Origin of the sequence: Yoonia sp. (assembly GCF_036007805.1) — a bacterium.
Classification (GTDB): Bacteria; Pseudomonadota; Alphaproteobacteria; order Rhodobacterales; family Rhodobacteraceae; genus Yoonia.
Window position 1 is genome coordinate 1 of record NZ_DASYOK010000363.1, and the last position, 11,583, is coordinate 11,583.

12 protein-coding genes are annotated in these 11,583 nt (G+C 58.0%); 6 read left to right on the forward strand and 6 right to left on the reverse strand.

All coding sequences use genetic code 11. The features are described 5' to 3' along the window. The first annotated feature begins 85 nt into the window (after positions 1-85). Complete coding sequence (locus VGP75_RS19065; RefSeq protein ID WP_327545158.1) at positions 86-826, forward strand: lysophospholipid acyltransferase family protein; 741 nt, start codon at positions 86-88, stop codon at positions 824-826. Positions 827-833: 7 nt separating this feature from the next. On the opposite strand, the gene VGP75_RS19070 is transcribed toward VGP75_RS19065, so the two are convergent. Both VGP75_RS19070 and VGP75_RS19075 read right to left on the reverse strand, forming a co-directional pair. Next, on the reverse strand, positions 834-1,676 hold the full coding sequence (locus tag VGP75_RS19070; RefSeq protein WP_327545159.1) for a sugar phosphate isomerase/epimerase family protein: 843 nt from the start codon (positions 1,674-1,676) through the stop codon (positions 834-836). A gap of 88 nt (positions 1,677-1,764) precedes the next feature. Continuing rightward, positions 1,765-2,748, reverse strand: a complete 984-nt coding sequence (locus VGP75_RS19075) for a fatty acid desaturase (protein ID WP_327545160.1) — start codon at positions 2,746-2,748, stop codon at positions 1,765-1,767. 154 nt (positions 2,749-2,902) lie between these two features. Here VGP75_RS19075 and VGP75_RS19080 point away from each other — a divergent pair, with 154 nt between their 5' ends. The 3 genes from VGP75_RS19080 to VGP75_RS19090 all read left to right on the forward strand — a co-directional run bounded on the left by VGP75_RS19080 (position 2,903) and on the right by VGP75_RS19090 (position 6,901). Then, positions 2,903-4,927 carry an FAD-dependent oxidoreductase gene (locus VGP75_RS19080; RefSeq protein ID WP_327545161.1) on the forward strand — a complete coding sequence of 675 codons (2,025 nt, stop codon included), beginning with the start codon at positions 2,903-2,905 and terminating at the stop codon, positions 4,925-4,927. A 194-nt stretch (positions 4,928-5,121) separates the two neighbouring features. After that, on the forward strand, positions 5,122-6,027 hold the full coding sequence (locus tag VGP75_RS19085; RefSeq protein ID WP_110279533.1) for a LysR family transcriptional regulator: 906 nt from the start codon (positions 5,122-5,124) through the stop codon (positions 6,025-6,027). Between the two features lie 136 nt (positions 6,028-6,163). Continuing rightward, complete coding sequence (locus tag VGP75_RS19090) at positions 6,164-6,901, forward strand: GGDEF domain-containing protein (RefSeq protein ID WP_327545162.1); 738 nt, start codon at positions 6,164-6,166, stop codon at positions 6,899-6,901. 5 nt (positions 6,902-6,906) lie between these two features. Here VGP75_RS19090 and VGP75_RS19095 read toward each other — a convergent pair whose 3' ends face one another. From VGP75_RS19095 to VGP75_RS19110, 4 genes are read right to left on the reverse strand one after another with little or no spacing between them, the layout of a single operon-like run. Next, a complete protein-coding gene (locus tag VGP75_RS19095) occupies positions 6,907-7,842 on the reverse strand; it encodes an OmpA family protein (RefSeq protein ID WP_327545163.1) in 936 nt (311 codons plus the stop codon). Then, complete coding sequence (locus VGP75_RS19100; protein WP_327545164.1) at positions 7,839-8,405, reverse strand: peroxidase-related enzyme; 567 nt, start codon at positions 8,403-8,405, stop codon at positions 7,839-7,841. Before VGP75_RS19100 ends, VGP75_RS19095 begins: the two co-directional genes overlap by 4 nt. A 4-nt stretch (positions 8,406-8,409) precedes the next feature. Beyond that, positions 8,410-9,135, reverse strand: a complete 726-nt coding sequence (locus VGP75_RS19105; protein WP_327545165.1) for a GNAT family N-acetyltransferase — start codon at positions 9,133-9,135, stop codon at positions 8,410-8,412. Next, entirely contained in the window at positions 9,132-9,854 is a 723-nt protein-coding gene (locus VGP75_RS19110; RefSeq protein WP_327545166.1) for a competence/damage-inducible protein A, read from the reverse strand. The genes VGP75_RS19105 and VGP75_RS19110 overlap by 4 nt, the downstream gene beginning before the upstream one ends. Positions 9,855-9,896: 42 nt before the next feature. Between VGP75_RS19110 and sfsA the strand changes: the two genes are divergently transcribed. Both sfsA and map read left to right on the forward strand, forming a co-directional pair. Then, positions 9,897-10,598, forward strand: a complete 702-nt coding sequence (gene sfsA / locus VGP75_RS19115) for a DNA/RNA nuclease SfsA (RefSeq protein WP_327545167.1) — start codon at positions 9,897-9,899, stop codon at positions 10,596-10,598. 55 nt (positions 10,599-10,653) lie between these two features. Beyond that, complete coding sequence (map, locus tag VGP75_RS19120) at positions 10,654-11,526, forward strand: type I methionyl aminopeptidase (protein ID WP_327545168.1); 873 nt, start codon at positions 10,654-10,656, stop codon at positions 11,524-11,526. Positions 11,527-11,583 lie beyond the last annotated feature (57 nt).

Genomic DNA, 11,583 nt, shown 5'->3' on the forward strand with positions numbered 1-11,583 from the left:
CATCCGCGCGAATATTGTTGTGTAAACGTCGTTCGCACAGCATCCTCGTGGCGGAATGCTTGTTGGGGGCGAAGCTATCAAAATCATGGGCGCGTTTGGAGAAGTCATTCGGGGCGGATACGCGTCTGCATTGTGGATATCGGGCTTATCCTTCACAAGTTTGCGCGTTGTTCTGACCGCCAAGACCCCCGAAGCTGCACGTCGGCTGATCGCCGCACACTCGCACCGGTTTCTGGACATCTGTCAGATCAAAGTCACCATCAGTGGCACGCCACCGAAAGCAGGATCAGGCTGTGTGGTATGCCATAATGAAGCGTCTTTTGCCGATGTCGCGGCCTATCTTGCAGTCATGTGGCCGCATGTTGATCGCGCGGCAGGCGCCGATTTATACGCAATATTCCCGTTCATGCGCGCCGCGACCCGCAAGGCGGCAATCGAACTTGTTCCCCGCGGCAACCGTGCGGGAACAGAGCGACTGATCGAAAAGGCGGTGCAGGCTGTGAAGTCGGGCGAACGCATGGGGTGGGGCGGAGAAGGCCGGATCTCGGGTCAGGACGGCGTCGCGCGGTTCAAGGTTGGTGCCGGACTGGTGGCGATCAGGTCGCAAGCGCCGATCATACCTGTGATGATTTACGGCGGGCATAGGTTACTGCCACTCGGGTCGATACGCGCACGACCGGGGGAAATCCACATCCGTTTTGGAGCGCCTATCTCGACCACGGGTCTTGATGACACTGACGCACGCGATCTGGCCGACAAAGCGCAAGCTGCCACTGCTGCAATGTACGCAGAGTTCAAAGTACAGGATGAACACGCTGCCCCCTAGACTTCGCTCACCCGTCCCCGCCCAGTTCATCCCAGATCTCGCGCACCCAGGCCATGATCACCTGCGCCTCTTCCCAGCGGTTCGACATCTCGCGTCCGTCCGGTCCGGTCATGGCGTATTCAGGCGGCCCCAATTCGCACACAAAGATACAGTCGCCCGACGCGTTGCGCGCGCGCCAGTCGGCCAACCCTTCGCGCCACCAGCCTTTGAAAAGCGCGACCCACTTCTGATGCTGCGGGAAATCCAGTTGTAACTGGATCTGCTGACGCGAGGCCACGCGACCTTGGAAGCTGTCTGACCTTTTCAGGATGCGGCTCATCAGGCCAAGGTCATGGTCGGACAAAGGAAACCAGAATTCGCGATCCACGACGTAATGCGACAGGTCCGCGCAAATCCGCATGTCTGGAATACGGTCAAGCAGTTGCAGCGTTGTATAAAGGTCGTTCGTGATACAGTTGCGGTGCGTCTCGAACTGCACGGGCACCCCGATCCGGTCGGCCATGGTTATCCATGTCTCGATCACCGGCACCATATCGTCGAGTGCGATGGGCATCACCTGTCCGATCACGTCAACAAAGGGCGCGCCGAAATCGGCGGCCATATGCAGCGTGTCTTCAAGGCTTTCAATCGTCTTGGGAAAGGCCACGATCAGCGGGGTAAGGTCATTCGCCTGCATATGCGGACGTACGGCATGGGCCACGGCCACGTCGGATGCCCCCAGATCAATCGCCATACCGTCGAAACCGGCGGCGGCCACCATTTCGCACACCTGATCATAAGGCAGTTTTATGCCGCTCTGGTCATGTGGCTGCATTGCCCAGAGTGAGGTATAAACCTTGAGCTGTCTCATGCGACGCAGCGCCGGACATGATCCGGGGCCTCTCGCTTACGACGGAATAGGAGGTCTCGGATCAGGTCCGGGACTGCGTGGCACTTCGTCATTCCGCCGGCATCCGGGTCACGCGGCCACCGCTGCGGGGGATGATCCAGACCTCATCCATCGGATATTGGCTTTCGTCTTTGGCCATCAGTTTGCCGATCACCTCAATCTGGAACTCCAGCCAGCCCATCCGGTGGACCTCGCCTGCCTTTTCCTCGATCCGGTCGTTCAATGTCCTCAGCTTCCAGAAGGGTACGGCGGGAAACGTATGGTGTGCAGTATGATAGGGCATCTGCCAGCACAGCCAGCGTTGCAGCGCATTTGCACGGGTCGAGCGGGTGTTTTCCATGATGTCGTTTTCATGGCTGAGCCCCAGATGTTCGATGGTGTTCTGCAACTGATGAATGGGCTTGGTGAGTACCATCGGGATGATCCAAAAAGTGAGCGCCGCCCACGATCCGGTAGCAAGAGAGGCGAGCGCGATCAGACCGTAACCTGCCAGATGCAGGCGGCTTTCGCGGATCACTTTGGCCTCTTCTTCGGCACGGATATAGGGCTCGATAATAATCCCACGCGCGCGGCGGACCGTGCCAAAGACGCGATTGCGCCAATAGGTGATGCCGCTGAGCCAAAGGAGATATGTGGTCAGCGTGTATGGTTCGCGCACCAGTTCGCCGTCACGCTCCCAGTCCTGGGTGTGTTGGTGATGGGCGAAATGCATGATCTGGTCAAAATCGCGGGGGAAAATCTGGACAAAACCGATGATCCGGCCAAAGACCTCGTTCAGTTTGCGGGTCTTGAACACGGTGGCATGGGACAGTTCATGCTGGGCGGCGTAGAGGAAATTCAACAGAACGCCCAAAGCAAAGCCCGTCACCCAAACCCATGCGGTGCCCATCGCCTGCGCATGCAGCAGCGCGACAACCACGATGGCACCGAAGTGGCTGGCCATCTGCAACCCGCCTTGCAGGTCGGACCGTTCAGACAATTGCCGCAGTTCGTCTGGCGTCAACAGTTTGCGGCGGGAAAAGCTGGCTTCCATCGTAAACCCCTTTGTGTGTTCACTGCCAGCCTAGCGGACTGGGCCAATTTCGCAAAACCTTTCCGGTCCGGCAGCCTGTGATCCATTTTACGCCACGTTGAGGGTGACGACCGCCACGACTTTCGCCATGATCGCCCAAAGCGGAGGCACTTTCATGACCCAATATCCCCATCTTTTGTCCCCCCTCGATCTGGGGTTCACGACGCTCAAGAATCGCGTGCTCATGGGCTCGATGCACACAGGACTTGAGGAAACAAAAGACTGGAACCGTGTGGCCGAATTCTATGCCGAGCGCGCGCGGGGCGAAGTGGCGTTGATGGTCACGGGCGGCATGGCCCCGAACGCAGAAGGTGGCGTGTTTCCGGGGGCTGCAGGTCTGTTTACGCCCGAGGATATCATCAACCACCGCATCGTGACCGACCGTGTCCATGATGCAGGTGGCAAGATCGCCATGCAGATCCTTCATGCAGGGCGGTATGCCTATTCGCCAAAATGCGTGGCACCATCTGCGGTGAAATCACCGATTTCGCCATTTCCACCCACAGAGCTGGATGAAGACGGGATCGAAAAGCAGATCGCGGATATCGTGACCGCCGCCGCCCGCGCACGCGAAGCAGGCTATGACGGTGTCGAGGTCATGGGCTCTGAGGGGTATTTCATCAATCAGTTCCTTGTTACCCACACCAACAAGCGTACCGACCGCTGGGGCGGGTCATACGAAAACCGGATGCGCCTACCGGTCGAGATCGTGCGCCGTGTCCGCGAAGCGGTGGGCGCTGATTTCATCGTGATCTACCGATTGTCGATGATTGACCTCGTACCTAACGGATCAACCTGGGAAGAGGTCGTCCAGCTTGCCAAAGCGGTTGAGGCTGCAGGCGCCACGATCCTGAACACCGGCATCGGCTGGCATGAGGCGCGCATTCCGACCATCGCGACATCAGTGCCGCGCCGCGCCTTCACGTGGGTCACCAAAAAGCTGATGGGCGAGGTCAGTATCCCCGTCATCACGTCGAACCGCATCAATATGCCCGAAGTCGGCGAGGCCGTGCTGGCCGATGGATGTGCCGATATGGTCAGCATGGCGCGCCCCTTCCTTGCGGACGCGCATTTCGTGGCAAAGGCGGCGGCGGGCAAGGCGGCAGAAATCGCGCCCTGCATCGCCTGCAATCAGGCTTGTCTGGACCATACATTCAGCGGCAAACTCTCGTCCTGTCTGGTCAATCCGCGCGCCTGTCATGAGACGGAATTGACGATCACGCCGACAGAAACGCCAAAAAAGATCGCCGTTGTCGGCGCCGGCCCAGCGGGGCTATCGGCGGCACTCACCGCCGCCGAGCGCGGCCATCACGTGACCATTTTTGATAAATCCGAAGAAATCGGCGGCCAGTTGAACATGGCCAAACAGGTGCCGGGCAAAGAAGAATTCTGGGGACTGGTCGATTACTATCGCACAATGGTCGCGAAGGCCGGGATCACGTTGCGCTTGGGCACGACGGCCACACCTGAAGGTTTGGCCGGCTTCGACGAGATCATCATCGCCACAGGTGTCGCCCCACGCGACCCTGAAATCCCCGGCCAGGACGGGCCGAATGTGCTATCCTATATCGACGTGCTGCGCGGCAAGGCGCAGGTCGGCAAAACCGTCGCGATTGTCGGGGCCGGTGGCATCGGCTTTGATGTGGCTGAATATCTGGTGACAGGGGACAGCCCGACCGAAGATCTGGATGAATGGCTGCAGGAATGGGGCGTGGGTGATCCTGCGCAGACACGTGGCGGGTTGCGCGCGGAGGGTCCTCAGCCCGAGGCACCGGTGCGGCAGGTCACGCTCTTGCAACGCAAGGCCGAAAAGCTGGGCAAACGGCTGGGCAAGACCACCGGCTGGATCCATCGTGCGGGGCTGCAAATGAAAAACGTGCAGATGATTGGTGGCGTGAACTACGAAAAAATTGACGCGGACGGCCTGCATATCAGTCACGGCGATGCGCGCGAAAACCCCAAAATCATTTCTGCCGAGACGATTGTGCTTTGCGCGGGGCAGGTACCGCAACGCAGTCTCGCCGACGCATTAATCGCCCAAGGGTGCCGTGTTCACGTGATCGGCGGGGCCGATGTGGCGGCGGAACTGGACGCCAAACGCGCGATCAATCAAGGCACACGCCTTGCTGCGGAACTTTGACTTCAAAACAGAAATAACGGCTGACGACACGTCAAAGCCCATGATTTAAGGGGTAATTCACCCACTGTCGCTGTTTCCGCATTGTCACCAAAGCGGATTCATACCCCCGTATTGTCAGGCATTTGTCCTATTCCTGCCCGATTTCACTGCCACGTTGGGAAGAACGGTATCAAATAGCAGCGTCAGGAAGTTTCATGGATCGTCTAACCGAAATGGAGGCCTTCGCCACGGTTGTGGATCAGGGCGGCTTTACGGACGCCGCCAAGAAAATGGGAATTTCCAAATCTGCCGTATCAAAACATGTCTCATCGCTTGAGGCCCGTTTGGGCGCGCGCTTGCTGAACCGCACTACCCGCCGCGTCAGCCCGACCGAAATCGGCCTTGCGTATTATGACCGCGCCCGCCGTGTTCTGAATGATGCAGGCGAAGCCGATGCTTTGGTCACGTCGATGCAATCCGCGCCTTCCGGCCTGCTGCGGATCAGCGTGGCGACAGATTTCGGGGTGAACCACCTCTCGCCTGTTCTGGGTGAATTCCTGTCAGAATTCCCCGATATCACTGTGAACATGGCGCTGAACAACCGCTATGTTGAACTGATTTCCGAAGGCTTTGATATGGCTGTCCGCATTGGTGAGCTGGAAGACAGCACCCTGCGCGCCCGAAAGCTGACCGAAACAACAAAGCGCATGATCGCGAGCCCTGCCTATTTCAAGCAATATGGCCGCCCTGAAAAGATTGACGACCTGAACGAACACAAGCTGCTGCACTATTCGAACCAGGCGAATTCTGCGGTCTGGAAATTGACTGCACCGTCCGGCGAAAAACGGCAGGTGCGCACGGCAGGCTGGCTCACCGTGAATGATGGCCAATCGCTCTTGAACGCCTGTATTGGCGGGCTTGGAATTGCTTATCTGCCAAGTTTTCTTTATGCGGACGCAATGAGCAAAGGTTTGGTCGAAGTGGCCATTCCCGATCTGCCTGTGGAAACACAAGGCATCTATGCGGTGTATCCTCCAGGTCGCTTTACGCAGCCCAAGGTGCGTGCATTCATAGATTTTCTGGCCCACGCCTTTGCCGACAAGGGCCCCGAGATCTGGTAGTTTCCCAAGGTGTATATTCACCGACTTGCGCGACCGTGTTGTTGGTCGCGCTTTTTTTCGTCTTAAACCAATCGTAACGCATGTGTCTTATCCGGTGTCCTATGGACGGCGGAGAATATATTTGATGGACCAAGTCATGCGTTTACTGGCACCGCAAAGCGCGCTTGGCTTTATATTACGCCTTGCGGTGTGGCTTGGGTTTGTCACGCTTGCAAATATCGCTTTCGCAACATTCTTTGGCGGCGGCGCATACTACTCTTTGTGGTTCTACCTTGCACATTCCATCGTGGTCGGCGGCCCTTTGATCACGTTCTTTTTTATCATCACGATGTTCCAGTTACGCCTGCAGCGAAAGTTATGGCATCTATCACGGATGGACGGGCTGACGGGGCTGAACAACCGCAACACATTTTTTGATCTGGCCGCAAAAGCGCGGACGATGGAAAGCACCGGTGTCCTGATGATGCTGGATGCTGACAAGTTCAAATCCATCAATGATACCTATGGCCATCAGGCTGGGGACAGCTGTTTGCAGGCCATTGCCGCCAAGCTGCGTGAAAATATCCGTCAGGATGATGTGTTGGGCCGCCTCGGGGGCGAGGAATTTGCGATCTACCTCAAGGACGCAGCACCGGAGATCGCACATTCCATCGGCTTGCGCCTGACGCAACCGATCAAATTTATGACCGAGGCGCATGGCGAACTGACTGTAACTCTCTCGATCGGTGCGGTGATGGCACAACCGGCGATCCCGATTGACACCTTACTTGGGCGGGCAGATGCGGCGCTCTACTACGCAAAACAAAATGGCAGGGCGCTCTTTGTGAATTGGACGCCATCTTTGCAGAAGAAATTGGTTATGACGCGTGCTTAAAGCGCTCAGTCTTCAATAGACGTTACGATCACTTCAACGCGGCGATTGGCGGTCCGGCCTGCCTCGGTCAGGTTTGAGGAAAGCGGCGAAAGATAGCCCATGCCCTCGGCCTCAAGCTGCGCGCGGTTTGCTCCGTACTCGCTGACCAGTCGTTCCAGAACCGATGCCGCGCGACGTTTGGACAGGGCGATATTTGTCTCAAGTGCACCGGAGGAATCCGTATGTCCCACCAGCGCAACCGTCCGTGACGGTGTATTTGCAAGATAATCTGCCAAAGCGCGCAGCGACGGGTAATCCCCTTGGGCAAGCTGCGCCGAACCCGTCTCAAAGTTCAGATCGGCAAGTACTGCGCGCCCGGCCTGAGCAAGTTGTTCGGACAGCGATGCGTCGGATACCGTTCCAAATGCACGCAAGGGAGATGCGGCAGCCTGCGCAATCGGCGGTGCGGTCTCATTTTCCAGGCCGACATGCGTGATTTGGACAAAACCCGCTTCTGCTGTTCGGCTAATGAACAAAGTCAGATACTCAGGTCCATCTTGTGCGCGCCGTTCAGCTGCAAGAAACCGGAAATCACCAATGTTGATCCGCATTTCCGGCGGTGGCAAGGTTTCCACTGCAAAGCGGAAATCAAAGCCACCACAGGCCTCGGTCTGGCACTCAAAGATGATCTGGTAACGGTCGTTGCGCAACTGTTCACGCAACGGGCGCACCAGTTGCAATGTTGTCAGCGAGGGCGCTGCGATCCGCCAGGCTTGCTGGGTCACGCGGCCCTCGACGGTTTGCGAAGGCATCTCGCCCTGATCCCAAATACCCCGTGGCAAAAGATAACTATCGGCAGGGCGGATCACTTCCTCCTGCAAGCTCGCGTTGCTGGGAAAATCAAGCGTCTGGGCCTGCGCCATACCAGCAGCGGCCAAAAAAGCAGCAAGGATGCGGATCATCGGGCTTGTGCGTGATATTCGTCATTGGGCCGCATATCGGTGGCCGAGGCGATGCGGTTGCTCATGTTATAAAAACCAGCCGTGGCGGCGATATCCCATATATCACGGTCCGAGAACCCGACCTTGCGCAATGCGTCACGGTCCTTCTCTTCGATCTTGGCACTGGCCACGGTCATCAGTTCTGCAAACTCGAGCATCGCCTTCTGGCGTGCATCCAAAGGTGCCACGCGCCAGTTCATCACCAGCATTTCGCCCAGTTGCGGATCACCCGACAACTGCCGCACGGCAGCACCATGGGCGGTCAGGCAATAATAGCATTTGTTGATGGACGACACCGCGACCGCGATCATTTCGCGCTCGAGTTTGGACAGGCCAGACGCGGACAGCATGATATCATTATAAAGCGCCGTAAAGGCGTTCAGCTTGTCGATGTCAAAGGCGTAGGCTTGCAGCACGTTGGGCACCATCCCAAGCTTTTCGCGACAGATATCAAAGTACTTCTGCGTGGCCTCCGGCAAGGGGTCGGCCATAGGCAAATCAAGGGCGGTGGGTTGGTCAGTCAAAGGTTCACTCCGGGCATCGTCGATAGTGGTACTGTCCCACATGCGTCATGCCGAGGGAAGTGTAGAGCGCGTTGGCGGCGGCGTTCACCTGCGTTGTGACCAACGTCAGGTAATCCGCGCCATTGTCCTGCGCCCAAAATGCCGCCGCACGCGTCAGATATTGCGCAAGGCCCTGACGGCGGTGGGCGGGCGCAATCTCTAGCGCGTGGATCATGGCACATCCCGCGGCAATGCCCACATAAACGGTGCCTGCAGGCTGGTCATTCAAACGCCCCAGCAAGGTTGTCTTTGGGCCTGATGCGCGTGCCATGATCGCTAGACGCCCTTGGCCGATGCCGCCCGTAACCCAGATTTCTTCTTGTGCTGCCAGCGGTGGCCAGACTTCAAAGCTGGTGACGGGCGGCGGGCGTTCGGTGGCGACTGCGGCGACAGGCGCTGCATAAAGGTTCGTGATGTCCTTGGTGACATAATCGCTTGCCGCCAGCATGTCGTCCAGTGCATCTTCGCCCGCCCGCACCATAAAAAGTGGTGTTTGCCCTGCCGCGCGCATCGCAGCTTCAGCCACTGGAATATCGGTGTCGGTGACAGGCCCCTGCGCTGTTGCGGCACTCACACGGCTGCTGCCGCTGTTATCAAACCGTATCTTCCAAGGACCCACCGCGCGGCTTTCGGCGGGCGGCCATGTGCCTTCGATCACGCTATAGAGTGTTTCAAGCGACGGGAGTGTCATTGCGCAAATTTTGCCTCGAGTGCTTTCATCGCCAGATCGAGCGCCACAGCGTCACTGCCGCGCACCACGATGTTAGAACCGTAAACCCCATCTTTCTGGAAAGGGTAAGACCCGACGCTCAGATCGGGGTAATCTTGCGCAAATGCGCCCAATGGTCCCGCCAGATCGCCCTCACCCTTGAAGAGCTGCAGGGTCCGCGACAGCAGCGGCGCGCCGCCTGTCAGTGTCGGCAGGATGCTCGCAACCATGGCTTTAAAGACCGAAGGTACCCCTGCCATGACATGGACATTCCCGAGGCTGAACCCCGGTGCTGTGCTGACCGGATTGTCGATCAAGGTCGCCCCGTCTGGAATACGCGCCATGCGCAACCGCGCCGCGTTCAATTCCTGTCCCGATCGGTCGTAATGCGCCTGCAGTAGGGCCCGCGCATCGGCACGCACGTCGATATGCGCACCAAAGGCGGCGGCGATACAATCGGCGGTGATGTCATCATGGGTCGGCCCGATGCCGCCACTGGTAAAGACATGCGCGTAATTTTCTGACAATGCCTTAACCGCCGCGATAATCGCATCCTGGTCGTCACTGACCACCCGCACCTCTTTGAGGTCGATGCCCCGCTCGGTCAATTGCCCTGCAAGATAGTGCATATTCGCGTCGCGGGTCCGCCCCGAAAGGATTTCATCGCCGATCACGAGCATCGCAGCGGAGGGGTTTGGCATCTGGTGGTTCTCCTGTCTTGTCAGAGTTGTTATAGGGCGCGTATGGAATTTGCCACGCCTCTTGTCCCTGCCCGCCTGATCAAACGCTACAAACGTTTTCTGGCCGATGTACGGCTGGAAGACGGGCGCGAAGTCACCGCGCATTGTGCCAATCCCGGCTCAATGATGGGATTGGCTGAACCGGGCATGAAAGTCTGGCTTGAGCCGAATGACGATCCCAGGAAAAAGCTGAAATTCGGCTGGCGTCTGGTTGAGCATGACAACGGGCATTTTACTGGTGTCGATACGTCGGTGCCCAATCGCGCGCTCAAGGCGGCTTTGATGGCACATGAGGTGCCGGGTCTGCCGCCCTATGATCTGGTGCGGCCTGAGGTGAAGTATGGTGAAAACAGCCGGATTGATTTTCTGCTCAGTGGCGGTGGGCCAGAGACATTTGTCGAGGTCAAGAGCGTGACCTTGTCCCGCCAGGCCGGACTAGCCGAGTTTCCCGATAGCGTCACGGCGCGTGGCGCCAAGCATTTGGCGGAACTGGCGCAGATGGTGCAGCAGGGGCATCGCGCCGTGATGTTCTATCTGGTGCAGCGCACAGATTGCACGGCGGTTACTTTGGCGGGCGATATTGATCCGGCCTATAAAGCCGCCTTTGATCACGCAGCAGACGCCGGAGTTACAGTTTTGGCGCAAGCATGCAGAATTGACCCCCCGGGGATCACACTGGGCGATCCAATCCCTTTCCGGCCCTAGAACTTTGCCGGAAATTCGCCTATGTGCCGCATAAGACGACAAAGGAACGCGACCCGTGGAAACGAACAAAACGCATCTGACCAAAGATGGCATTCGCCTGTATCAGCCCGAGGACTTTGCCGGCATGGCAAAAGCGGGGGCACTGGCAGCCAAACTTTTGGACGATATTGCGCCCTATGTGACCGTGGGCCAAACCACCGGTGAACTGGATCGTTTGATCACCCAATGGGTGGACGAGGCGGGCGCTGTTTCTGCCACGATCGGTTACAAAGGCTATCAGCACGCAAGCTGCATTTCCGTAAACCATGTGGTCTGCCACGGCATTCCAGGCGCGCCGATTCCGAAGTCGGCCAGTGAAACCGTGTCGCGCAACCACGAAAAGCGCCGCGATGATGATACGCTCAAGGACGGGGATATTCTGAATATCGACGTCACGGTGATCGTTGACGGATGGTATGGCGACACCAGCCGTATGTATGTGGCGGGCACGCCGTCCAAGAAGGCCGAACGCTTGATCGAGGTCACCCATGACGCCCTGATGAAAGGGATCGAGGCCGCGAAGCCCGGCAATACCTTTGGCGATATCGGCCACGCGATCCAGCTTTATGCCGAAAGCCACCGCATGTCCGTGGTCCGCGATTTCTGCGGGCACGGGTTGGGCCGTGTGTTCCATGCGCCGCCCAATGTGCTGCACTACGGGCGCGAAGGCCCCGGTGCTGTGCTTGAGGAAGGGATGTTCTTTACTATCGAGCCGATGATCAATCTGGGGCGCCCTGATACCAAGGTTCTGGCCGATGACTGGACCGCTGTGACCTATGACAGATCGCTGTCCGCGCAATTCGAGCATTCAATCGGCATCACCGCAGACGGGTGCGAGATTTTCACGCGCTCACCAAGCGGCAGGTTTCACCCGACCTACGGCGGGTAATTCCAGAGGGGAAAACAACCGGTGATTTCCCCTCTTGCGAATAACTTGCAACTGGGG